Origin of the sequence: Planctomonas sp. JC2975, from assembly GCF_012985205.1 — a bacterium.
GTDB lineage: Bacteria > Actinomycetota > Actinomycetes > Actinomycetales > Microbacteriaceae > Humibacter.
The window spans coordinates 1,095,310-1,118,196 of sequence record NZ_JABEKS010000001.1; the positions used below are offsets into that span (position 1 = coordinate 1,095,310).

General features: G+C 68.0%; 23 protein-coding genes. 4 read left to right on the forward strand and 19 right to left on the reverse strand.

Translation table 11 applies throughout. The annotated features are described in order from the left end of the window. Positions 1-58 precede the first annotated feature (58 nt). The 4 genes from HII28_RS05075 to HII28_RS05090 form a co-directional block, all read right to left on the reverse strand. Complete coding sequence (locus HII28_RS05075; RefSeq protein ID WP_170024413.1) at positions 59-625, reverse strand: prepilin peptidase; 567 nt, start codon at positions 623-625, stop codon at positions 59-61. A gap of 132 nt (positions 626-757) precedes the next feature. Continuing rightward, positions 758-2,107: a PhoH family protein gene (locus tag HII28_RS05080; protein WP_170024414.1), complete on the reverse strand. Its 1,350-nt coding sequence runs from the start codon at positions 2,105-2,107 to the stop codon at positions 758-760. 308 nt (positions 2,108-2,415) lie between these two features. Beyond that, complete coding sequence (locus tag HII28_RS05085) at positions 2,416-3,528, reverse strand: aminotransferase class V-fold PLP-dependent enzyme (protein ID WP_170024415.1); 1,113 nt, start codon at positions 3,526-3,528, stop codon at positions 2,416-2,418. A 101-nt stretch (positions 3,529-3,629) separates the two neighbouring features. After that, the gene (locus tag HII28_RS05090; RefSeq protein WP_346769190.1) at positions 3,630-4,418 is read right to left on the reverse strand and encodes an isoprenyl transferase; all 789 of its coding nucleotides are present in this window, start codon (positions 4,416-4,418) and stop codon (positions 3,630-3,632) included. A 128-nt stretch (positions 4,419-4,546) separates the two neighbouring features. Between HII28_RS05090 and HII28_RS05095 the strand changes: the two genes are divergently transcribed. Continuing rightward, entirely contained in the window at positions 4,547-5,350 is an 804-nt protein-coding gene (locus HII28_RS05095; protein WP_170024416.1) for a hemolysin III family protein, read from the forward strand. A 45-nt stretch (positions 5,351-5,395) separates the two neighbouring features. Here HII28_RS05095 and HII28_RS05100 read toward each other — a convergent pair whose 3' ends face one another. From HII28_RS05100 to mca, 3 genes are read right to left on the reverse strand one after another with little or no spacing between them, the layout of a single operon-like run. Continuing rightward, positions 5,396-6,565: an SLC13 family permease gene (locus HII28_RS05100; protein WP_170024417.1), complete on the reverse strand. Its 1,170-nt coding sequence runs from the start codon at positions 6,563-6,565 to the stop codon at positions 5,396-5,398. Positions 6,566-6,586: 21 nt separating this feature from the next. Then, positions 6,587-6,877 carry a hypothetical protein gene (locus HII28_RS05105; protein ID WP_205864569.1) on the reverse strand — a complete coding sequence of 97 codons (291 nt, stop codon included), beginning with the start codon at positions 6,875-6,877 and terminating at the stop codon, positions 6,587-6,589. Continuing rightward, positions 6,878-7,750, reverse strand: a complete 873-nt coding sequence (gene mca / locus HII28_RS05110; RefSeq protein WP_170024418.1) for a mycothiol conjugate amidase Mca — start codon at positions 7,748-7,750, stop codon at positions 6,878-6,880. It abuts the gene before it with no gap. 87 nt (positions 7,751-7,837) lie between these two features. Here mca and HII28_RS05115 point away from each other — a divergent pair, with 87 nt between their 5' ends. Continuing rightward, entirely contained in the window at positions 7,838-8,284 is a 447-nt protein-coding gene (locus tag HII28_RS05115; protein WP_170024419.1) for a DUF4307 domain-containing protein, read from the forward strand. Positions 8,285-8,403: 119 nt separating this feature from the next. Then, positions 8,404-8,895 (forward strand): transcription elongation factor GreA, encoded by a 492-nt coding sequence (gene greA, locus HII28_RS05120; protein ID WP_170024420.1) that lies wholly within the window; start codon positions 8,404-8,406, stop codon positions 8,893-8,895. A 109-nt stretch (positions 8,896-9,004) separates the two neighbouring features. Here greA and ilvA read toward each other — a convergent pair whose 3' ends face one another. Beyond that, positions 9,005-10,222 carry a threonine ammonia-lyase gene (gene ilvA / locus HII28_RS05125; RefSeq protein ID WP_205864786.1) on the reverse strand — a complete coding sequence of 406 codons (1,218 nt, stop codon included), beginning with the start codon at positions 10,220-10,222 and terminating at the stop codon, positions 9,005-9,007. A 150-nt stretch (positions 10,223-10,372) separates the two neighbouring features. Then, a complete protein-coding gene (locus tag HII28_RS05130; RefSeq protein WP_170024421.1) occupies positions 10,373-11,665 on the reverse strand; it encodes an AI-2E family transporter in 1,293 nt (430 codons plus the stop codon). A 166-nt stretch (positions 11,666-11,831) separates the two neighbouring features. On the opposite strand from HII28_RS05130, the gene HII28_RS05135 reads away from it, so the two are divergent. Further along, on the forward strand, positions 11,832-13,061 hold the full coding sequence (locus tag HII28_RS05135; RefSeq protein WP_170024422.1) for a crosslink repair DNA glycosylase YcaQ family protein: 1,230 nt from the start codon (positions 11,832-11,834) through the stop codon (positions 13,059-13,061). A 31-nt stretch (positions 13,062-13,092) separates the two neighbouring features. On the opposite strand, the gene HII28_RS05140 is transcribed toward HII28_RS05135, so the two are convergent. The 10 genes from HII28_RS05140 to HII28_RS05185 all read right to left on the reverse strand — a co-directional run bounded on the left by HII28_RS05140 (position 13,093) and on the right by HII28_RS05185 (position 22,775). Further along, positions 13,093-14,850, reverse strand: a complete 1,758-nt coding sequence (locus tag HII28_RS05140) for a sodium:solute symporter (protein ID WP_170024423.1) — start codon at positions 14,848-14,850, stop codon at positions 13,093-13,095. Next, positions 14,847-15,194, reverse strand: a complete 348-nt coding sequence (locus tag HII28_RS05145; protein WP_205864570.1) for a DUF3311 domain-containing protein — start codon at positions 15,192-15,194, stop codon at positions 14,847-14,849. The genes HII28_RS05140 and HII28_RS05145 overlap by 4 nt, the downstream gene beginning before the upstream one ends. Before the next feature lie 210 nt (positions 15,195-15,404). After that, on the reverse strand, positions 15,405-16,877 hold the full coding sequence (locus HII28_RS20085; RefSeq protein ID WP_346769191.1) for an NAD(P)/FAD-dependent oxidoreductase: 1,473 nt from the start codon (positions 16,875-16,877) through the stop codon (positions 15,405-15,407). After that, the gene (locus HII28_RS05155; protein WP_170024424.1) at positions 16,861-17,121 is read right to left on the reverse strand and encodes a (2Fe-2S)-binding protein; all 261 of its coding nucleotides are present in this window, start codon (positions 17,119-17,121) and stop codon (positions 16,861-16,863) included. Before HII28_RS05155 ends, HII28_RS20085 begins: the two co-directional genes overlap by 17 nt. After that, entirely contained in the window at positions 17,118-18,320 is a 1,203-nt protein-coding gene (locus tag HII28_RS05160; RefSeq protein WP_170024425.1) for an FAD-dependent oxidoreductase, read from the reverse strand. Before HII28_RS05160 ends, HII28_RS05155 begins: the two co-directional genes overlap by 4 nt. After that, positions 18,310-19,008 (reverse strand): GntR family transcriptional regulator, encoded by a 699-nt coding sequence (locus tag HII28_RS05165; protein WP_346769192.1) that lies wholly within the window; start codon positions 19,006-19,008, stop codon positions 18,310-18,312. The genes HII28_RS05160 and HII28_RS05165 overlap by 11 nt, the downstream gene beginning before the upstream one ends. Continuing rightward, positions 19,005-20,006 carry a proline racemase family protein gene (locus HII28_RS05170; RefSeq protein WP_170024427.1) on the reverse strand — a complete coding sequence of 334 codons (1,002 nt, stop codon included), beginning with the start codon at positions 20,004-20,006 and terminating at the stop codon, positions 19,005-19,007. The genes HII28_RS05165 and HII28_RS05170 overlap by 4 nt, the downstream gene beginning before the upstream one ends. A 60-nt stretch (positions 20,007-20,066) precedes the next feature. Further along, the gene (locus HII28_RS05175) at positions 20,067-20,972 is read right to left on the reverse strand and encodes a dihydrodipicolinate synthase family protein (protein ID WP_170024428.1); all 906 of its coding nucleotides are present in this window, start codon (positions 20,970-20,972) and stop codon (positions 20,067-20,069) included. 277 nt (positions 20,973-21,249) lie between these two features. Continuing rightward, on the reverse strand, positions 21,250-22,155 hold the full coding sequence (locus HII28_RS05180) for a M48 family metalloprotease (protein WP_170024429.1): 906 nt from the start codon (positions 22,153-22,155) through the stop codon (positions 21,250-21,252). A 53-nt stretch (positions 22,156-22,208) separates the two neighbouring features. Next, positions 22,209-22,775, reverse strand: a complete 567-nt coding sequence (locus HII28_RS05185; protein ID WP_170025971.1) for a LemA family protein — start codon at positions 22,773-22,775, stop codon at positions 22,209-22,211. Between the last annotated feature and the right edge of the window lie 112 nt (positions 22,776-22,887).

Genomic DNA, 22,887 nt, shown 5'->3' on the forward strand with positions numbered 1-22,887 from the left:
ACAGCCCGGTGGCCGAGATTCCTCGACCGCCGGGCTGCTCCGTCTCCGTGGTCGTGTCTCAACCGAGGAACGGCAGCGCGCCGATCGACGCCCAGAAGCCGCCGAGCAGGTAGGGGCCGAAGGCGATGTCACCGGATCCGCCGCGCACGGCCAGCCGGAACACCGCCGCTCCGCCGGCGACGATGAATCCCAGCACGACGGCGCCCACGACCACCAGCATCGACACGGATGCCCCGGCGAGGGCCAGCACCGCGGCGAGCTTCGCGTCGCCCATGCCCATGCCGCCTGCCACGACCACGAGCAGGAAGAATCCGCTGACGACGACTGTCGCGAACAGCGCGTCGACGGGGACTTCGCCGGTTGCCAGCCAACCGAACGTCACGCCGACACCAGCGAATCCGATGCCCGGCACCACGAGCGCATTCGGCAGTCGGTGCTCGGATGCGTCGACGCGGCACAGCTCCGGGGTGACCAGCGCGAGGTAGAGGCATCCGACGAGGTCGAAGCGCCATCCGACGACCACGACGGCGATCACGACCAGGGCCGCAGCCAACGGCGCCTGCCATGCCGCGTGCCGAATGAGCGTCGGGAGCGGCCGACGCGACGACGGCACGGGTACGGACACAGCGCGACCATAGCGAGGCGGCTGATCGGGCTGCCGGACTTGTGCACAAGCCCGCCCTCATCAGGAGGCCGACGAGATGAGCCGCGCGCCGGCCCCTCTCCGACGCGCGGCGTCCTTCCGGCGAACGCCCGTCTAGGCGATCTCGCCGAACTCGAGCAGCTCCGTGACCAGGGCAGCGATCGCCGACCGCTCGGAGCGGGTCAGCGTGACATGTCCGAACAGCGGATGCCCCTTCAGCGTCTCGATGACGGATGCCACCCCGTCGTGCCTGCCGACGCGGAGGTTGTCGCGCTGGGCGACATCGTGCGTCAGCACGACCTTCGAGTTCTGGCCGATGCGACTGAGTACCGTGAGCAGCACGTTGCGCTCGAGAGACTGCGCCTCGTCGACGATCACGAACGCGTCGTGCAGAGAGCGTCCGCGGATGTGCGTGAGCGGCAGCACCTCGAGGATCCCGCGGTCGGCCACCTCGTCGATGACGTTCTGCGAGACAACGGCACCGAGCGTGTCGAAGACCGCCTGGCCCCAGGGATTCATCTTCTCCCCCTGGTCGCCGGGCAGATATCCGAGCTCCTGACCGCCGACGGCATACAGCGGACGGAACACCATGATCTTCTTGTGCTGCTGACGCTCCAGCACCGACTCCAGCCCCGCGCAGAGCGCGAGCGCCGACTTGCCGGTCCCGGCTCGCCCGCCGAGCGACAGGATGCCGATCTCCGGGTCCGTCAGCATGTCGATAGCCAACCGCTGTTCGGCCGAGCGCCCGTGCAATCCGAAGATGTCCCGGTCGCCCCGTACGAGCTTCATCATGCCGTCTCCGGTGACCCGGCCGAGCGCGGATCCGCGGTCCGAGTGCACGATCAGCCCGGTGTTCACTGGCAGCTCGGCGACGAGATCGCTTGCCAGCTCCTCGTGCTCGTACAGCTGCGCCATATCGTTCGAGCCCAGGTCGATCTCCGCGACACCCGTCCATCCGGACTCCGGCGCGAGCTCAGCTCTGTACTCCTCGGCAGAGAGGCCGATGGATGCTGCCTTCACCCGCAAGGGGAGATCCTTCGACACGACGGTGACGGTGAGCCCGTCGTTCGCGAGGTTCTGCGCGACGGCGAGGATCCGGGAGTCGTTGTCCCCCAGTTGCAGCCCGCTCGGCAGCACCGACATGTTGGAGTGGTTCAGTTCGACGCGCAAAGATCCTCCCTCGCCGACCGGCACAGGGAAGTCGAGGCGCCCGTGGCGCACCCGCATCTCGTCCAGCAGACGAAGGGCCTGTCGGGCGAAGTACCCGATCTCAGGGTCGTTGCGCTTTCCCTCCAGTTCGCTGATCACGACCACCGGGATCACGACGGCGTGTTCGGCGAACCGGAACACCGCTCGTGGATCCGACAGAAGCACGGACGTGTCGAGCACGTACGTGAGCTCCGTCTGGTGCGTTTCGCGATCGAGTGCGGCCTGGTCCGACGACAAGGTGTCCACCGACGTCATCGGCTCTCGGGTATGCATCGCGGTCACAACCACTCCCACCCCGCGCCTCCCAGAGGGCCGGCGCGGATCTTGTCGGCGAAGCGGTCGCACCTTTCAAGACGATTCCAATGACGGCCGCCTCGGCCGGGCACTATGCCCGACACCTCGAAGGTAGGCCCGTCGCAACGCATCTCGTCGCAGGACACACCTGACCGTCGGTTACGCGCGCGTGAACTCTTCGGCACCCGTGGTCGGGCGTGTCGCCCGGGCACCGCGTCGAGGGAGCGCGGGGACTCCATCGCGGCCGATTTCGGGCGTTCGGGCTCCGTCTAGGCAGTGGCGAACGAGGTGAACGCGCCCCGCAGCATCTCGAGCGTCTCGTCGCCGCACGACACGTGGACACTCAGTCTGACCGCGTGCTCCCTGGTCGTCGCGGTGATGCCGTGGTTGAACAGCGAAGCGCCGAGCAGCGTGAGACGTTCCGGCGAAGGCTCGAGCACCACGATGCCGGCACGTTCAGGGGTCTCCCGTGCAGACGAGATGGGAATGCCGTACTCGTCGGCCAAATCGATCACCCGATCGACGCGGTCGGCGACGGCCGCCTCAATCACGTCCACGCCGACGGACAGCACATCCTCCAGCGCGGCAGAAAGGCGCGCCTGCGCCACGCTGTCCGGCCGCGCAACGGTGAAGGCACTCGCAGCATTCACGGGCGGCAGGAGTTCGTCGAACGGATCCACGACGCCCGCCCCCGTGTGCCCGCTCCAGACCGGCGTGAGGTTGTCGATGGCGCGTTGCGACAGCGCCATGAACGCGGCACCCCATCCGGCTCGCAGCCACTTCTCGGCGCCGACCACCACGACGTCGGCGACCTCGTACGGCGCATCCACCACGCCGAATCCCTGCACGGCGTCCACGATCAGCAGACGGTCTCCGATGACCTGACGGATGCCGTCGATGTCGGCGACGAATCCGGTCCGCGAATCGACGAGGCTCACGGCCACGGCCGTGACGGCGCTCGTGAGCTGCTCCTTGACCGTTCCGGGGGTGACGCGACCGTGATCCGTCTCGAGCCAGATGGGCTGCACGGCGTGCAGCGCCTCGGACGCCCGAGCGGCCGCGAACGTGATGGACGGGAACTCAGCACCAGAGACCAGCACGCCTCCGGTCAGCCCGAACATGGCGTGCATGAGGCCCGTGCCCACGTTCGGCTGGAACACGATCTGCTCCGCGTCGAATCCGGTGAGACGGGATGCCGCATCCCGCATCCGCGCATCCTCGGCACGGAACGCGTCCAGCGACCCGAACCTGGCGCGGGAGAACACGTCGTTGATGCCCTGCACCTCAGCCACCACTGATGCGGACAGCGGACCGACTCTGCCGAAATCCAGGTAACCCGGTTCTTCCAGGAAACCTTCGGCGAACTCCTCGACGGTTGTCACGGGACCTCCCAGTTCCATTCTGCTGCGTTGCAGGGAGCAGACAACAGAGTCAGTCCACCTGACGTGTTCGGCGACAGCCGCCGCGGCGGAAGAACCCGGCGTCAGCCGCCGTAACGACGGTGTCGACGCGAGTAGTCGCGCATCGCGCGCAGGAAGTCGACCTCGCGCAGATCGGGCCCCAGTGCCTCGACGAAGTAGAACTCGCTGTGAGCGCTCTGCCAGAGCATGAAGTCGCTCAGCCGCTGCTCTCCCGAGGTGCGGATGACGACATCCGGATCGGGCTGCCCGCCAGTGTACAGGTGCGAGCCGATCAGGTCCGGCGTCAGACGTTCGGCCAGATCTTCGAGGCTCCTGCCTTCTGCGTGGTGCTCCGCGACGATGCTGCGCATGGCATCCGTGATCTCCTTGCGTCCGCCGTAGCCGACGGCGAGGTTCACGTGCATGCCCTCGTTCTCGCGCGTGCTCTCCTCGGCGTCGGCGAGTGCCTTCACGAGCCGCCCGGGCAGTCCGACGGTCGTCCCGACGTGCTGCACGTGCCAGTCACCGGCCGTCGAAACCGCGTGGGCGAGGTCGGCGATGATCTCGATCAGGTCGGCGAGCTCGCCGCGGTCACGGTTGGTGAGGTTGTCGGCCGACAACAAGTAGAGCGTCACGACCTTCACGCCGAGCTCGTCGCACCAGCGGAGGAACTCGAGCATCTTCGCTGCGCCCGCGCGGTGTCCGTGCGCCACCGTCTCCAGGCCGAGCTGACGGGCCCATCGACGGTTGCCGTCGATGATCATCGCCACGTGGCGGGGAACCACGGCGGGATCGAGGCTCCGCCGCAATCGATTCTGGTACAGCCCGTACAGGAAGCCCGGGCCGGGCCACGGGATCCGACGAGATGTCACCCGAATACGTTAGCGCGCGGAAGCGGCCGCCCGGTCCGCGCGATCCCCAGGGGCAGGCGTCGTTCTGCGATCGGCACTGGGCGGACCTTCCCAGCTTGGCGGCATATCTCCCCGCCTAGGCTTGCCACATGTCTCGCACCCCCAACGAGTACGTCGACGTCGCCGACGAACTGGCCCAGTCCGCCGACCGGCTGTCGGCCGCCGATGCCGCCGTCAAGGCCGACGACGCGCACGAGCGGGGGATCCCGAACCTTCCCCTGGTGGACGCCTCGGCCGCCCATCCCGAGGAGCTGAAGCCCACCTGGCGCGGCTGGATCCACGCGGGCACCTTCCCCGTGACGATCGCGGCCGGCATCGTGCTCATCTGCCTCGCAGACGGTGCGCCGGCGAAGTGGGCGTCGGCGGTGTTCATGCTCACGTCGATGCTGCTGTTCGGCAACTCCGCTCTCTACCACCGCTTCAACTGGAAGCCGCGCGCCAAGATCCTGCTCAAGCGCATCGACCACGCGAACATCTTCCTGCTGATCGCCGGCACGTACACGCCGCTCGGAGTGCTCGCCCTTCCGACGCAGAAGGGCGTCATCCTGCTCTCCATCGTGTGGGGTGGTGCATTGCTCGGAATCGCGTTCCACGTGTTCTGGATCAACGCGCCGCGCTGGCTCTACGTGCCCCTGTACGTGATCCTCGGCTGGGCCGCCCTGATGTACGTCGTCGACCTGGTGAACGCGAACGCCGCCATGATGGTGCTCGTCTTCGTCGGCGGCGGCCTCTACACGATCGGTGCGCTCGTATACGGACTGAAGCGCCCGAATCCGTTCCCGGGCAGATTCGGCTTCCACGAGATCTTCCACACGCTGACCGTGCTCGCGTTCCTCTGCCACTGGGCCGCGTGCCTGCTCATCGTGCTGCACCCGGCCTACCACGGCGCCTGACGTTCGCGGCTCGGCCCACCGGCGGCCATATCAGTCACAGGACGGTCACGTGATCGCGGCGAGCGCCAGTGTTGCGGCGATGACCGTCACCGGCGCCACCACGACGCCGATCACCATGTAGCGACCCCAGGGCACACCGACGCCCAGCCGCTGCAGCCGTGAGTGCCAGAGCAACGTCGCCAGCGACGCCCACGGCGTGATCAGCGGGCCCACGTTCACACCGATCAGCAGGGCCATGAGCTGCACCGGATGCTGCGCCGCCGGTTCCAGCGCCAGGTACGCGGGCAGGTTGTTGGCCGCATTCGCACCCAGCAGTCCCACCCCTGAGACGCGCAGGAGGGCGAGTGGCGACGTCCCGTACCCGACCAGCTCTCGCACGACGGCCCCCGATCCGATCGCCTCGACCGCTCCGGCCGCCAGGAACATTCCGCCCGCGAACACGACCATCGACCACGGCACGAGGCTCACCCGGAGAACATCCCTGCGGAGCACGGCGAACACGATGGCCAGCACGCCTGCCGCGACGCATGCCGGTATCCATACCGGCATTCCCGAGACGAGAGCGGGCAGCAACGCCAGCACGACCACGGCAGCGGCCGTCGTCAGCCTCGGGTCGCGTAACTTCTCGCGTTGCTGAACGACGAATCGCGCAGCCAGGTTCTTCCGTCCCAGTACGGCGATCGCGATGCACGGCAGTACGACGGCGACGAGCGCCGGAGCCCAACTGAGCGCCACGAATGCCGCAGTACCCGATCCACCGGCAGACGAGCCTTTCAGCCGCTGCTCGGCGAGGAGGTTCGTCAGGTTGGAGACCGGCAGGAGAAGCGAGGCCGTGTTGGCCAGCATCACCGTGGTCAGCGCGAACGGAAGCGGGTTGAGCCGCACGTGTCTCGCCATCGTGACGACGATCGGCGTGAGGAGCACGGCCGTCGTGTCGAGGGATAGGAAGATCGTGCTGACGGTCGCCACCGCGGCCGTCAGCAGCCACAACGCCCAGGCGCTGCCTCGGGCAACCCGGGTCGCCCACGCCGCGAGCAGATCGAAGAGACCCGCTTCGGCAGCGAGCTCCGCCACCACCGTGATGGCGACGACGAAGAGCAGGACGGGCCAGACGCGCTCGAGGAGGGCGAACGCATCCGTCGCCGGATAGAGCCCGGTCAGGATCGCTGAGACGCCCGCGGCGAGCAGCGCCGCACCGACGATCGCCGTACGCACGAACCGGTGTTGCCCCGGTCGTCAGGCGCCGCGGTCGGAACGACGAATGTCACCGTCCCGCGACTCCGGACGCGACACCTCGACGTCCGATCCGCCCGACTGCGACGCCTCTTCGGCATCGAGCTTGGCGTTCACCTCTGCGCGATACCTGGTGCGGCGCACCCGCCGCATCATGTCCCAGATGAGGAGGATCGTCGCCAGGCCGACGCCCAGGGTGATGACGAATCCCCAAACACCGGGGGTGACGAGATCCGCGTTCGGTGTCGTCGGCGCCGGCGACGGCGTTGCCGCCAGAAACAGGATGGTATGCACCTAGTCCCCCTTGATTCCGGAGAAGAGGTCGTTCTCGGGCACTGCGGTCTCCACTTTCGAGTCGATCAGCTGGAAGTCCTCGTACGGCCATGCCGCGCGCTGCACGTCGTTGGGCCAGAAGAAGAACGAGCTGTCGGGCGACACCTGGCTCGCGTGCGAGCGCAGGGCTGCATCCCGCGCATCGAAGAACTCGCCGACGGGCACGTGCGTCGTCGCCACGTCGGGCCGTCCCTCCCATCGCTGCTTCATCTCGTCGAAGTGCTCCAGGAGCGGTGACGCCGGATCCTCGTCGCGCACGCGCTCCGCAACGCTCTGCATGCGGGTGGAGTTGAACGTGCGTTCGTAGTAGAGCTTGGCGATCTGCCATGGCGCTCCCTGAGTGGGATAGCGTGACGGATCCGCCGCCCAGTCCCTCGCCGCCACCGACACCTCGTGGCATCGGATGTGGTCGGGGTGCGGGTATCCCCCGTTCTCGTCGTAGGTGACGAGGACGTGAGGACGGAACTCGCGGATCACCCTCACGAGCGGCTCGGCGGAGATCTCCAGCGGGATCGACGCGAACGAGTTGGCCGGCAGACTGCCGTCCTCGCTCGCCATGCCCGAGTCGACGTAACCCAGCCAACGGTGGCGGATGCCGAGAACGCGCGCCGCGGCATCCATCTCGATGCGTCGCAGGCCGGGCATGTCCCGCTCGGCGAAGGCCCTGGCCTCTAGCCCATCGTTGAGGATGTCGCCGCGCTCGCCGCCCGTGCAACTCACCACCATCACCTCCGCGCCGCGGTCCACGTAGTAGGCGTAGGTGGCCGAGCCCTTGCTCGACTCGTCGTCGGGATGGGCATGCACGGCGAGCAGGCGAAGAGTCACGGTAGGCATCCGGCAATCTGGGCAGTGGGGGGCTTGACAGGTGAGAGCACGTAGGCTTGTCCCACAGCCTAATCGTTCGACTTCGGAGGTCGCCTCGTGCCCGAACCCACGGCATCCGGGCGCATCGACTCCGCCGGGACCGACGCCGTCGGCGCTCGCTATGGACGCACGGCCCGCGCCAAGAAGCGCGACCGCTGGTTGCTGATCGGGCTCGGCGCCTTCATCGTCGTCGTGATGGCCTGCTGGACCGTCTGGGCAGGACTCGACCAGGTGAGCGGATCGGGCATCACAGCCGATTCGGGCTCCGACCTGGTGGTCGACGCGCAGCACGTGAAGGTCTCGTTCACCGTGTCTGCGGATGCCGGCGCCTCCGTCGCGTGCGCCATCGAGGCTCAGGATGTCGACTTCACCGTCACCGGCTGGAAGATCGTGCAACTTCCCAGGTCCACCAAGACGACCCGCTCCTTCAGCACCGTGGTGCGCACGATCCAGCCGAGCGTGAGCGGATCTGTGGACTCTTGCTGGTCTTCGGCGACCCGCTGACGTAGAATCCTCTGATACGCCCTGACGGACACGTCGGGGCGTCGATGTTGATGGAGGCACTGTCGGCGGCTGCCGGCGCGTGCCTCCTAGCCCGTTTTCCCCCATCCCTAGGAGTTCACATGTCCCAGGACACGCAGGTCACGTTTCTGACCCAGGAGGCGCACGACCGCCTCGCCGCTGAACTCGAGCATCTCAGCACCGTCGGCCGCACCGAGATCGCGAAGCGCATCGAAGCGGCTCGCGAAGAGGGCGACCTCAAAGAGAACGGGGGCTACCACGCCGCGAAGGACGCCCAGGGCGTTCAGGAAGCGCGTATCGCCCAGCTCACCGAGCTGCTCCGGCACGCCAAGGTCGGCGTCGCCCCCGAGAGCCGCGGAGTCGTCGAGCCCGGTACGGTCGTCACGGCCGTGATCGCCGGTGACGTCGACACGTTCATCATCGGCAACCGCGAGATCGGCGACGGCAGCGAGCTGTCCGTCTACAGCGAGGCGAGCCCGCTGGGCGCCGCCATCCTCGGTCTCAGCATCGGCGAGTCCACGTCGTACACGGCGCCGAACGGTCGTCAGATCCAGGTCGAGATCAAGAAGGTCGACACCTGGACCGGACAGTAGCGCTCGCGACCGCCGTCGAGGCGGTCAGCACGAACGACGATGCGCCGTCCACCTGTGGTGGGCGGCGCATCCGTCTGTCCGGAGCCCGAACGGGTGCTCAGAACGGAAGTCAGTCGACGATCGGGTCGTAGCCCGCTTCGCGGAGGATGCGCACCACTTCGGCCCTGTGGTCGGGGCCGCGCGTCTCGACGCTCACCTGGAGCTCGACCTGGCTGATCTGCAGTCCGTGTCCGTGGCGTGTGTGCAGCACCTCGACGACGTTCGCGTTCGCCGCGGCGATCAGCTCGGACGTGCGCGCGAGCTGACCCGGCCGATCCGGCAGCATCAGCCGGAGGTTGAGGTAGCGATCCGAGACCGCAAGCCCCGCTGCGACCACGCGCTGCATGAGCAACGGGTCGATGTTGCCGCCGGAGAGCAGCACGACGGTGCGGCCGAGGTCGCCGCCTGATGCCTGTGCCGCTCCGGTGAGGAGCGCCGCGACACCGACGGCTCCCGCCGGCTCCACGACGAGCTTGGAGCGCTCCAGCAGCAGGAGGAGGGCTCGCGCCGTGTCGTCGTCGCTGACCGTGACGACGTCGTCGACGAGCTCCTTGACGATCTCGAAGTTGAGCGTTCCCGGTTTCGCGACGGCGATGCCGTCGGCGATGGTCGCTCCGGTCGTGATTTCGACCGGCTTGCCCGCCTTCAACGAGATCGGGAAGGGCGCGGCGTTCTCCGCCTGCACGCCGATGATGCGCACGTCGCGTCCCTGCTGACGAGCACGCTGCTTCACCGCGGCAGCGACGCCTGAGATCAATCCGCCGCCGCCGATCGGCACGATGACGGTGTCGACATCGGGGACGTCGTCCATGATGTCGAGGCCAAGGGCCGCCTGGCCGGTGATGATGTCCGGATGGTCGAACGGGGGAACGAAGATCGCTCCCGTGTCACGCGCGAACTCAGCGGCGGCCCGCAGCGGTTCCTCCACGGTCGCGCCGCCCAGCACGACGTGGGCGCCGTAGTCGCGGGTCGCCTGCAGCTTCGGCAGCGCGACCCCGAGCGGCATGAAGATGGTGGACTTGATACCGAGTTCACGGGCACCGAAGGCGACGCCCTGCGCGTGGTTGCCCGCCGAAGCTGCGACCACTCCCCTCGCCCGCTCCTCCGCGCTGAGCTTCGACATCATGTAGTACGCGCCACGGATCTTGTACGACCCGGTTCGCTGCAGGTTCTCGCACTTGAGCAGCACGGGAGATCCGAGGATCTCCGAGAGGTACGTCGACGTCTCGATCGGGGTCTTCTTCGCCACTCGGGACACGATCTCGTGAGCGCGCTCGATCTCGTCCAGGGCGGGACCGACGGTGAATGGACGAGTGGATTCGCTCACGGCTGTCACCCCAGAAGTCTACGTTTCGGCCCATTCCGGACCCGGAATGGGCCCTGGGGTAGCCGACGGCGGGCATCCGGGAAAGGGTGACAGCTCACAGACCCCTGCGACTTAGCGGTTGTCGTCGCCTCGTCGTGCGTCATCCGTCTCCACATCGCCCTTGCCATCGTTGCCCTGTCGCGCGACGGATGCCTCTGCGCGGAGCTCCCGCCAGCGACGCGGTCGCGGCACGGTCTGCCACAGCGCGTCGGGAGGTCCGGCATCCGCCGGTACCGCCCCCGGCCGCCACGCACCGGAGGACACATACCTCACCATGACGTTGAGCACTGCGGCGAACGGCACGGCGAAGAGCGCGCCGGGGATTCCGGCCAGCAGGGATCCCGCCGCCACGACCAGGACGACGGCGAGCGGATGCACCTTCACGGCTGATCCCATGATCAACGGCTGCAGAACGTGGCCCTCCAGCTGCTGCACGGCCAGCACACCGGCGAGCATGATGATCGCGGCCACCCAGCCGTTGTAGACGAGCGCGACGACGACGGCGAGAGCGCCCGTGATGACGGCACCGACGATCGGGATGAAGGATCCGAGGAACACCAGCACCGCGATCGGAACCACCAGCGGGAGGCCGAGCGCGAAGGCGACGAGGCCGATGCCGAGCGCGTCGATCGATGCCACGAGCACCTGCACCCTGGCGAAGCTGGTCAGCGTGGTCCATCCTGCACGACCCGCGCCGTCGGCTGCCAGCCGTGCCCCGCGCGGGAAGATTCGCACGATCCAGGACCAGATGCCCTTGCCGTCGATGAGGATGAACAGGGTGCTGAAGGCCGTGAGCACGGCACCCGTCAGAACGTGTCCGAGGGTGGAGCCGATGGAGAGCGCACCCGAGATCAGCACCTGGGTGTCCTGCTGGAGGGCCTTCAGGAGCTGTGCGACATATCCGTCGATCTGCGAGTCGGAGAGTGCGAGCGGAGGGGCGTGCAGCCAGTCGCGGAATGCCTGAAGCGCTTCCGTGCTGCGCGACTGCAGCGAGGGGGCCTCCGCGCGGATCTGCCATACGACCAGAACGAGCAGCCCGCCGACGACCACGGCGACCGCCACGAGGGCGACGACGATGGCCAGCCAGCGCGGCCACCTGCGCTTCACCAGCACCTCGACGAACGGCACGAGAAGCGCGGCGAGCAGCACAGCGACGAGCACAGGGATGACGATCAGCCGCAGCTGGACGACGAGGAACACGACGACCGCGATCACGGCTCCGATCAGGAGCAAGCGCCACGACCAGGCTCCCGCGACGCGGACGCCGCGTGGGATGGACTCCACGACAGACTCCCGACCGGGTATGTGAGCCGACTCTGCGACGGGCTCCTGGACGGGGCGGTCGGGCTCCGGTTGCTGCGCCATCGGGTCAGTCTATTTGCCGTGGCCGACCGCGAGGTCTGCCGTTCGCATCGGGTGCGCCTCCCCGCGCCGCGCTCGTCGGTGCAGGGAGCTGCTCCTGGCACGAAGGCCGACGCGACGAACGGAGCGAGCCGCCTCGATGTCGGAGGGTGCGGTTAGTCTCGTGCGGATGACATCTCCGAGCGGCCCGGCGTCGATCTCCGCGGCACAGGCCAGGCGCGTGGCGTTGGCGGCCCAGGGATTCACCCGTGCGCGCACCGCCCCGATCGGCACGCGGCAGCTCAACGGACTCGTCGACCGGATCGGGCTCCTGCAGATCGACTCGGTCAACGTGTTCGAGCGCAGCCACTACCTCCCCGTGTTCGCCAGGCTCGGCGCCTACGACAAGTCACTCCTCGACGCCATCACGTTGAAGGCCCGCGCTGCGCACACCGAGTACGTGGCGCACGAGGCGGCCTTCGTGAGGCGGGAAGACCGCCCGCTGTTCCGTTGGCGCATGGACGACTTCCGGTCCCGGTATGCCGGCGATCGCGACGTCTGGGATGCCGCCCACGGCCGTACGGCGCGCTGGCTGCTCGCCGACCTCGCCGATCGCGGGCCGATGGCGGCCAGTGCGATCGAGCACGAGGAGAACGTGCGCAAGGGACCGTGGTGGGGCTGGTCAGAGGTGAAGCACACGCTCGAGCTGCTGTTCCGCTTCGGCGACGTCGCGATCGCCGGACGCGACCGCTTCGAGCGGCGGTACGGACTGCCGGAGCAGGTGTTCCCGGCCTCGGTCCTCGACATCGAGGTGGCGGAGAGGGATGCAGTGCGCGAGCTCGTGCGCAGATCCGTCACTGCCCTCGGCGTTGGCACGCTGGGCGACATCGCGGACTACTACCGGTTGAAGAACGCGCCGACGCTGGCCGCGCTCCGCGACCTCGAGGACTCCGGAGACGTTCAGCCCGTCAGCGTCGCCGGATGGGAGCGCTCGGGAAAGCCGGCCCCGGCCTGGCTGGCCGCCGGGATGCGGATACCGCGCGCCGTGCGCGCATCCGCTCTGCTCTCCCCGTTCGACCCGATCGTGTGGCGCAGAGAGCGAGCCCTGCGGATGTTCGGCCTGGACTATCGCATCGAGATCTACACGCCGGCGCCGAAGCGTGTGTACGGCTACTACGTGCTGCCCGTGCTGCAGGACGATCGCATCGTCGGCCGTGTCGACCTGAAGAGCGATCGCAAGGCCGGAGTCCTCATCGTGCAATCCGCGTGGGCGGAAGCAGCAGCCGACACCGACACTCCCGAGGCTCTCGCCGCTCTCCTCCGCGACGCCGCCGACTGGCAGGGCCTCTCCGCCATCGAGGTGCGGGACCGCGGAACGCTGTCTGCTCCATTGGCAACGGCGGTGGCATCGGCCAACTGACCGATGCCACCGCCGTCGACGGATGCGATGCTCAGGCCTGAGCCGCGTCCGAGTGCTCGTCGACCTCGGGGTGCAGCGGCGGCTGGTCCTGCTCGACCGCGATCACCCTCGGGTCGTTCTCGTCTGCTCCGTAGTCAGAGGGACGTGTCGAATCCGTCGTGTCCTTGACCTTGACCAGGCGCAGCACGAGTGTCACGACCACCGAGATCACGGCGTTGATGACGAAGGCGGAGACGCCGATGTAGACCGGCACGGTGGTGAACGGGAACGGTGAGATGGATCCGCCGAAGTGCGCGTGGGTGGCGGGGTTGATCACGTTGTACGCGGTGACGGTGCCGTAGATGATGCCGGCTGCCCAGCCCGCCAACAGCGCCCACTTATTGAACCAGCGCGTGTACAGGCCGGCCACGATGGCCGGGAAGGTCTGCAGGATCCACACGCCGCCGAGCAGCTGGAAGTTGATCGCAGACGACTGATCCAGGCCGAGGACGAACACCAGGGCGCCCAGCTTCACGATCAACGACACCAGCTTCGAGGTGTTCGCCTCCTGCTTCGGCGTCGCGTTCTTCTTGAACAGGTCCTTGTAGATGTTGCGCGTGAACAGGTTGGACGCGGCGATCGACATGATCGCGGCAGGCACGAGAGCACCGATGGCGATGGCCGCGAGCGCGATGCCGCTGAACCACGACGGGAACGAGTCGAGGAACAGCTGCGGCACGACCAGCTGGGCGTTGATCGCACCGTTCGTGTCGATCGGCTGGGTGCCGGCCTTGATCGCCACGTACCCGAGGAGCGCCAGGAAGCCGAGCAGCAGCGAATACAGCGGCAGCACCATCGCGTTGCGGCGGATGGTGTTGCGGCTCTTCGTGGACAGCACACCGGTGACCGAGTGCGGGTACATGAAGAGCGCCATGGCGCTGCCGAGCGCGAGAGTCCAGTACGCGTTGAAGCTGCCGGCGCCAGGGATGGTTGCGCCGAACGGCGTGCCGGTGGCCGGATTCGTCTTGCCGAGCTTGTCGCCCGCGGCGGAGAAGATGCCCTCCCAGCCGCCGAAGTGCGCAGGCAGATAGGCGATCGCCACGATGATCGCGATGTAGATCAGGATGTCCTTCACGATCGCGATCAGGGCAGGTGCACGCAGGCCGCCGGTGTAGGTGTAGGCCGCGAGCACGACGAACGCGATGATCAGCGGCAGGTCTGCCATGAACGGGTTCGTGTTGGAGCCCAATCCGAGAACGGTGAGCACGGCCTTGATACCGACCAACTGAAGGGCGATGTACGGCATCGTGGCCACGATGCCGGTGACGGCGACGGCGACGGACAGCCACCGGCTGCCGTAGCGGCCGCCGACGAAGTCGGCCGGCGTGACGTATCCGTGGCGGTGCGAGACCGACCACAGCCGGCTCATCAGCAGGAAGACGATCGGGTAGAGCACGATCGTGTACGGCACGGCGAAGAATCCGCTGACCGCTCCCGATGCCCACATCGCTGCGGGGACCGCGACGAACGTGTACGCGGTGTACAGGTCGCCGCCGAGCAGGAACCAGGTGACCCAGGTGCCGAATCCGCGGCCGCCGAGGCCCCACTCGTCGAGAGAGTGCAGACCGCGTGCGCTCGGGTCGGTGCGCCAGCGGGAGGCGAGGAATCCGATCACTGCGACCACGACGAAGAGCACGATCACCACGGTCAGTGCGACCCAGTTGACCGGACGGTTGCCGTTGGCGTCAGGTCCCGTCGCCGTTGCGAGGTGTCCGGCGAAAGCGGCGAGGTGGAGCGAGTTCGCGATCATCGGGCGTCCCCTTCCCCGTTGTTCCGGTCGTTCGTTGTCTGGTCACCGGTGGTCTGGTCGCCGGAACGTGCGGATGCCGCACCCGCAGCCCCGCGAACCGCTTCGCGGCGACGCCGATCCTCCTTGCGCATGATGAGATATGCGATTCCCAGCAGTCCGGCCGCGATGAACACCCAGAGCAGCTGGTACCAGTAGAAGAACGGCATCCCCCAGAAGGTCGGCTCGGTGAATGCGTAGAGGGGCACGATCAGCGGCATGATGATCGCGATCGCGATCAGGATGCCCGAAATCACATACGGAACCGGCTTCGCCGGACCGCGCGTGGGGGTATCGGGTTCAGACACCTTTGTCTCCTTGACGGAACTGACTGCGGAACAACCACGCACCGGAATGGCTCCGGATCGGGTCGCCGTGACCCCCGAACGGGGCCGACGCAGAGCCCAGGATTCACCCGGGCGTCTGTGCGCGTCAAGGGCTTTCCGGGGAAGGGATGCGCGGGCGCGGCACGGCGCGCGGCCGTGCACCGCCCCCGTCGTTGCGGGCTCGGGGCCTCGTCAGCGCGGGCCCTGGGTGTCGTCTGAAGCGGCGAGATCGCCCAGTCGCACCGGCGAGGCAAGGACTCGCTTGCTCATCGCGCGCAGATCGTCGGCGGTACTCGAACGTGCTGCGCAGGATGCCGTCACCTCGCACGTAGCGAAGCCGCAGACCCTGCCCTGACACCAGCCCATGCCCGCCCTGGTGAGTGCTTTGACCGTGCGTGCGTCGTCGGCGCCGAGGTCGCCGCAGGCGTTGCGGATGTCACCCGCCGACACCTCTTCGCATCGGCAGACCACGGTGTCCGGATCGAGCCACGCGGTCCAGCCGGCCGGCAGCGCGCTCGCGCCGTGCATCGCGCGGGCGAAGGCGCGCTCGCGGGCGATCGCTCGACGCAGCCGGGCTGCTCGTGCCGGCCCCACGCCGACTCCGGTCTCGCTGGCCACAGCTGATGCCGCGAGCTCTCCCTCGTGAACGGCCATCATCGCGCCGCCCACCCCGGTTGCCTCGCCCGCGATGCTCAGGCCGGCGACGGAGCTGCGGTAGTCGTCGTCCACGACGGCCACGAGGGATCCGTCCACATCGCGTCGCACCTCGGCTCCGGCCGCGACCGCGAGCCCGAGATCCGGTGTGAACCCCCAGCCGAGCGCCACGAGATCGACCTCGAGATGCGACCGGGCGCCGGCGGACGGGACGATCCCGCCATCCGCTCGCACACGGGACAGGGTGACGCCCTCGACATGATCGGTCCCGTGGATCCGGGTGACGGCGGTTCGCGTTCGATAGGGGATGCGATGCCGCCCCAGCACCAGACCGAACTCGAGCGCCTCCGCGATCTTGGACGGCATCCGCAGCACGCTGCCCGTTCCGGTCAGCCATGCGGACGGCGGATTCGCCTCGCAGACGGCGACGACCGTCGCGCCCGCCCTGGTCAGCGCGGCCGCGACAGGCAGCAGGAACGGACCGGTCCCCGTGACGACCGCCCGTCTGCCGTCGAGCCTTCCGCCGTTCTTGACCAGCGCCTGCACGCCGCCTGCCGCCATCACGCCGGGCACCGTCCATCCTGGGACGGGGAGTTGCCGGTCGTATCCGCCCGGACAGAGGATCACGTGCTCGGACCGCACGGATCCCGCGATGAGCTGCACGGCATCCCACGAGCGAGTGAGCCGGACGACGGAGGCCGATTCCCCTCGCTCGATCGACCACGCCGTGTGGCCGGCCAGGTGCAGCACCCGGCCCGTGGCGATGAAACCGCGGAGCTGTGCGCGCATCCGTTCGAAGACGCGCCAGGAGTGCTGGCCGTCGGATTCGGCCTGGCCCGGGGCAAGACTCTGCGGGTCTGGATGCCGCCAGAACTGTCCGCCAAGGCGCGAGCCGGCGTCCACGAGTGCGACCCGGAGGCCGGCATGGGCAGCTGTGAGCGCCGACGAGAGTCCGGCAGGCCCGCCGCCCACCACGGTGACCTCGACGCGAAGTTCACTCGTGGCCGGCACGCGTGTTCACCTTCATTCCGTCGGCGACGGGCACGATGCAGGCGCGTTGTGCCGGCGCCCCGTCGATCTCCACGAGGCAGTCGTAGCAGACGCCGATGCCGCAGAAGAGTCCACGCGGTGCACCGCCGAAACGGGTCGTGCGCCACGCGAGCCGACCGGTCTCCGTGAGCGCGACGGCAACGCTCGTGCCCGCCCGAGCGATGACCGGCGCGCCGTCGACCACGATGACGACCTCGGCGCTCATGCCACGGCTCCGAACCGCTCGGGCGCGAAGTCGGCGAGACTCGGCATGGTCGGATCGCTCGTGAGCGCGCGCGCCACCAGCGAGCCAGTGCCCGCGGCGAGACCGATGCCGGCGCCTTCGTGACCACACGCGTGCCAGAGGCCCGGCGCCCGCGGATCGGGGCCGATCACGGGCAGATGGTCGGGGCAGTACGGCCGGAAGCCGTGATAGGCGCGGATCGCCTTGGCGTCGGCGAGCATCGGGAAGAGGGCGATCGCCTTGGCCGCTATCGCGCTGATCGCCCTGACCGAGAAGGTGTCGTCGAATCCGACGCGCTCCCGGCTCGATCCGATCAGGATGGTGCCGCTCTCGGTGCCCTCGACGACGGGCGACGTCTGCAGTCCGGCGTCTGAGCTCTCCACATCGTCGACGTAACCCGCCGCGTAGACCTTGTGCCTGACACGCCCGGCGAGCGGTTCCGTGACGAGCACGAAGCCGCGACGCGGCAGCACGGGCACGTCGACCCCGGCGAGCGCGGCGACGCCGCCCGCCCACGTGCCCGCCGCGTTCACGACGCAGCCACTCGGGATGTCGCCGGCCGTGGTGCGCACTCCGATCACATCGGCGCGCTCCTGCGGGCGGCCCCGGCGCAGGAATCCCGTGACGGAAACCCGTGTGTGCACCACCGCGCCCGCTTCGCGCGCGAGTCTCAGCAGGTGCGCGGCGACGAGCATCGGCTGCACCTGGGCGTCCTGCGGGTAGTAGACGCCGGCGACGAGGTCCGGTGCGAGGTGAGGCTCGTAACCGCGGAGGTCGTCCTTCGCGACGTCGATCGCGTCGATCCCTGCCTCGCGCTGTCTGACCGCGCGCCGTTTCAGCGACTGCGCCTGGGCTTCCGTCGCCGCCACGACGAGGCCGCCCTTGGAGTCGAACTCCCAGCGGTCGGCGTGTTCCGACAGCTCGTTGCGCCACACCGACTGGGAGTACAGCGCGAGGTCGAGCTCGGGGCCGGCATCCTTGTCGGAGACCAGGATGTTCCCCTCCCCGCCGCTCGACGTGCCGGATGCCACGGCCCCCCGCTCCACGACGGCGACGGACAACCCGGCCCGCGCGGCGAAGTACGCACACGCTGCGCCGACCGCCCCCGCACCGATGACCACGACGTCGACGGCGGGGTGCCGCAGGATCTCCTCGCTGGGAACGACCACGTCAGCGGCCATTGGCGATCCGCTCGCCGGCCCATTCGCCTCTGGTGTGCTCGATGTGCCTGCGCATGAGGGCCTCCGCGTCATCGGCCTTGCGGTCGCGCATCAGCTCCACCAGCTCGAGGTGCTCCAGCGCCGACGCGTGCAGGGCGCCGCGCTCGACGAGGGATCCGAGACCGAGAAGACGGGTGTCCGCCCGTAGCCGCGAGATCAGGTCGACAAGTCGCCGGTTGCCGCTGTACTCGAGCAGCTGGATGTGGAACGCGCGATCCGCCTCCGTGTAGGCGATCAGTTCACCTCGGTCGGCGCAGTCGACGATCGTCTGGGCCATGCCGCGGAGCCGCTCGAAGTCCTCGTCGGGAACGACGGGCGTCACAGCACGGATCGTCGGCGGCTCGATCATCAGGCGCAGCTGCGCCACGTCGTCCAGGTCGTCATCCGACACCGCCACCACCAGAAAGCCCTTGTTGGGCATCGCGGTGACCATGCCCTCCTTCACGAGATCGAGCATCGCCTCGCGCACCGGGGTGGCCGACACTCCGAGCAGCGTCGCCAGCTTCGGAGCCGAGTACACGAGTCCGGGCTGCATCTCGCCGGAGACGACGGCGGCACGCAGCGCGCGGGTGACATCCTCACGCAGGCTCACGTTCTTCGTGAGCGTCGTCAGGCTGGAGTCATTGCCCGTCACGGCGCGCTCGCTCACAGGAGGAATCCCGCCGGGAACGGATCGCTGGGGTCGAGGTGGTACTGCGCGGTCCCGGTCACCCATGCCCGGCCGGTGATCGTGGGGAGCACGGCGGGCACGCCGCCCACTGTGGTCTCGCCGACCAGTCGTCCGATGAACCGGGTTCCGATGTAGGACTCGTTGACGAAGTCAGTGTTCAGAGCCAGCTCGCCTTTCGCATGCAGCTGGGCCATGCGCGCGCTGGTACCGGTTCCGCACGGCGACCTGTCGAACCAGCCGGGATGGATCGCCATCGCGTGCCTGGAGTGCGTGGCGGTGGACCCCGGCGCAGCGAGGTAGACATGGTGGCATCCGCTGATGTCGCTGCGTTCCGGATGCGTCGGAGGTGCCTGCTCGTTGATCGCCCCCATGATGTCGAGCCCCGCAGCCAGCAGCTCGTTCTTCGCGGACCGCTCGAACGGGAGGCCCAGTGAATCGAGCTCGACGATGGCGTAGAAGTTGCCGCCGAACGCCAGGTCGTACGTGACAATCCCTCTGCCAGGGACCTCGACCGTCTTCCCGAGCCCTGCGCTGAACGACGGCACGTTGTGGATGGTCACCGAGGTGGCCGCCCCGTCGGTCACGGCGACCTCGGCCACCACGAGACCGGCAGGAGTGTCGAGACGGATGACGGTGACCGGCTCGACCACCTCCACCATCCCGGTCTCCACGAGCACCGTCGCGACGCCGATCGTGCCGTGCCCGCACATGGGCAGCAGCCCAGACACCTCGATGAACAACACGCCGAAGTCGGCATCCGGACGAGTCGGCGGCTGCAGGATGGCTCCGCTCATCGCGGCGTGACCGCGCGGCTCGTACATCAGCAGTGTGCGGACATCGTCGCTGTTCTCGGCGAACCAGGTGCGCCGCTCGGCCATGGTGGCACCGGGGATGACGCCGACTCCCCCGACGATCACCCTGGTTGGCATGCCCTCCGTGTGGGACTCGACGGCGTGGAACACGCGTGTGGATCGCACTGCTTCTCCCTTCGCCCTGTCCGGCCGGGTCGCGTCGGAACACGCCCGACGGATGCCGTCCTACATGTAGCCCTTCGCGACGGCGCGCTCGGTATCACTGACGATCTTCGCAGCGACACCGTCGGACAGGGCACCACGTGGTGGTCGGCACACGCCTCCGCGGCGACCGACGACATCCATCGACAGCTTGATCGCCTGCACGAACTCGGTCTTCGAGTCCCAGCGCAACAGCGGATGCAGGTCGCGGTAGGTGCCGAGGGCGGCGGCCCAGTGCTCCGGATCGCTGGAGGTCGCCATCCGGTAGAGCTCGACCGTGCTGGCGGGCAACGCGTTCGGATATCCGGCGATCCAGCCTTTCGCTCCGGCGATGCCGAGTTCGAGGAGCACGTCGTCGGACCCGATCAGGATGTCGAGCTCTGGCGCCAGCTCCTGGATCTCGTACGCACGCCGCACGTCCCCGGTGAACTCCTTGACGGCGACGATGAGGCCCTCGCCGTGCAGTCGCGCCAAGAGGGACGGGCTGAGGTCCACCTTCGTGTCGTACGGATTGTTGTACGCGACGACCGGGAGCCCGACCTCGGCGACGATACGGTAGTGCTGGACGACGGCCTCTTCTTCGGCCCGATACGTGTTCGGGGGCAGCGCCAGCACGCAGTCGGCACCCGCTTCCGCGGCCTGCTCGGCCCACCTGCGGGACTCGGCCGATCCGTATGCGGCCACGCCGGGCATGACCGTGAACCCTGCCGGCGCCGCGGCCACCGCCGTCTCCACCACTCGGGCGCGCTCCTGGGGAGTCAGTGTCTGGTACTCGCCGAGGGATCCGTTCGGGCAGACGCCGTCGCATCCGTTCGCGGCCAGCCACGCCACGTGCTCCGCGTACGCGTCGAAGTCGACCGCGAGATCGTCGGTGAACGGGAGCGCCGTGGCCACGTTCACGCCGTGCCAGGGCTTGGTCTTGGTCGTCATCGGTGACACTCCCTCGGCCGCCCTGTGGTGGGCATTCGCCAGTACAATGTCACATTACAGTGGGCGATCCGGCTCTGCCATACAAAGCAGGGTCGGGACGGCGATCTCGTCGACCGCCTCCATCACGGCCTCGGGGCGCGTGACGCCCGGAGCATCGGGTGCCTTGCACCTCGTCGAGTGTGCAGAAACGCGCTCCGTCGCGAAACGAAGCGGGTTGTCTGCACGCCGACCCTGGTGCGGCGCGGTCAGCCCTCGATCGACCTGGCGGCGAGCACGCCTAGAAGTTCGAACCCATCTTCTTGAGCCGGGCGATGCGGTCCTCGATCGGCGGGTGCGTCGAGAACAGCCGGCTCATCACGGACGGCTTGAGCGGATTCGCGATCCAGAGGTGCGCCATGGACGAGTTCTGCTTGCGCATCGGCCGTCCGTATTCCTCGAGCTTCTGCAACGCACTGACCAGCTCGTCGGGGTTGCGCGTGGTGATCGCGCTGGTGGCATCCGCCAGGTATTCGCGCTGCCGCGAGACGGCGAGCTGCACGAGCGACGCCATGAGCGGCGCGAGGATGAGCGCCACGATGCCGACGACCAGCAGGATCGGGTTGCCTCCGCCGCCCCCGCTGTTGTTGTTGCGGTTGTTGCCCCCGGCGAACCCGCCGAAGATGCTCATGCGCAGAAGGATGTCGGCGATCAGTCCGATGGCGACGGTGAGACCGAAGACGATCATCGAGACCCGGATGTCGTAGTTGCGCACGTGGCCCATCTCGTGCGCCATCACGCCCTGCAGCTCGGAGTCGTCCATGATGTCGAGCAGCCCGGTCGTGGCGGCGACGACCGCATGCTGGGGATCGCGTCCCGTTGCGAACGCATTCGGAGCCGGGTCGTTGATGATGTACACCTTCGGCATGGGCGTGCCCATGGTGATCGAGATGTTCTCGACCGTGTTCCAGAGGCGTGGGTTGTCCGCCTTCTGGATCTCTTGGGCGCCCGACGCCGCGACGGCTTGCCCGGATGCGGTCCAGTACTGCAGGAACGCGTACCCGATCGCGATGATCATGACCACGGTCAGGATCGTCCAACTGTTGAACAGGAAGCTGGCCAGCCATCCGATCAGACCGATGATGATCAGGAAGACGATGATGATGAAGACGGTGTTCCGCTTGTTCGCGGCGATGGCCCTATACATAGACGGGTGCCCTGTGATCCACGGATTCCTGTAGCGCTACGGTCGCTGGCCGGTCAGAACTGCACGCGAGGGGGCTCGGCGATCGCATTGGCGTCGGCCACCTCGAAGAAGTCGCGGGCGCTGAATCCGAGGCGCTTGGCGAAGATGTTGTTCGGGAACACCTTGATCTTGGTGTTGAACTCGCGCACCCCGCCGTTGTAGAAGCGCCGCGCAGCCTGGATCTTGTCCTCGGTGTCGACCAGGTCGGACTGCAGACGCAGGAAGTTCTGGCTCGCCTGCAGCTGCGGATAGGCCTCTGCCACCGCGAAGATGCTGCGCAGAGCGGTCTGGATGTGGTTCTCCGCAGCTGACGCCTCGGCCGGTCCGCTCGCGGACAGCGTCTCGGCACGCGCCTTCGTCACGTCTTCGAAGACGGATTTCTCGTGTGCGGCGTATCCCTTGACCGTCTCGATCAGGTTCGGGATGAGGTCGGCACGACGCTTCAGCTGCACCGTGATGTCGCTCCACGCCTCGTCGACACGCACGTTGAGCGTGACGAGCGAGTTGTACATCGCCCAGAAGTAGATGCCGATGATCACCAGAATCACGACGATGATGATGACGGGGATCAGCCATTCCATGGCGGGCAACTCCTCGGGAACCGACGGGGACGTGTCGGACGACGACACCCGGCCATCCTACTGGGCGCCTCTCGACGCTCGGCGCGTTCTCACGACACTCGAAGCAAGGGTG

Excerpts from the sequence above, each read along its gene's own strand:
- HII28_RS05185 (WP_170025971.1), bottom strand. The coding sequence starts at position 22,775 with ATGGAATGGCTGATCCCCGTCATCATCATCGTCGTGATTCTGGTGATC.
- HII28_RS05135 (WP_170024422.1), top strand. The coding sequence starts at position 11,832 with ATGACATCTCCGAGCGGCCCGGCGTCGATCTCCGCGGCACAGGCCAGG.
- HII28_RS05160 (WP_170024425.1), bottom strand. The coding sequence starts at position 18,320 with ATGGCCGCTGACGTGGTCGTTCCCAGCGAGGAGATCCTGCGGCACCCC.
- greA (WP_170024420.1), top strand. The coding sequence starts at position 8,404 with ATGTCCCAGGACACGCAGGTCACGTTTCTGACCCAGGAGGCGCACGAC.
- HII28_RS05080 (WP_170024414.1), bottom strand. The coding sequence starts at position 2,107 with ATGACGTCGGTGGACACCTTGTCGTCGGACCAGGCCGCACTCGATCGC.
- HII28_RS05140 (WP_170024423.1), bottom strand. The coding sequence starts at position 14,850 with ATGATCGCGAACTCGCTCCACCTCGCCGCTTTCGCCGGACACCTCGCA.
- HII28_RS05155 (WP_170024424.1), bottom strand. The coding sequence starts at position 17,121 with ATGAGCGCCGAGGTCGTCATCGTGGTCGACGGCGCGCCGGTCATCGCT.
- HII28_RS05175 (WP_170024428.1), bottom strand. The coding sequence starts at position 20,972 with ATGACGACCAAGACCAAGCCCTGGCACGGCGTGAACGTGGCCACGGCG.
- HII28_RS05130 (WP_170024421.1), bottom strand. The coding sequence starts at position 11,665 with ATGGCGCAGCAACCGGAGCCCGACCGCCCCGTCCAGGAGCCCGTCGCA.
- HII28_RS05095 (WP_170024416.1), top strand. The coding sequence starts at position 4,547 with ATGTCTCGCACCCCCAACGAGTACGTCGACGTCGCCGACGAACTGGCC.
- HII28_RS05180 (WP_170024429.1), bottom strand. The coding sequence starts at position 22,155 with ATGTATAGGGCCATCGCCGCGAACAAGCGGAACACCGTCTTCATCATC.
- mca (WP_170024418.1), bottom strand. The coding sequence starts at position 7,750 with ATGCCTACCGTGACTCTTCGCCTGCTCGCCGTGCATGCCCATCCCGAC.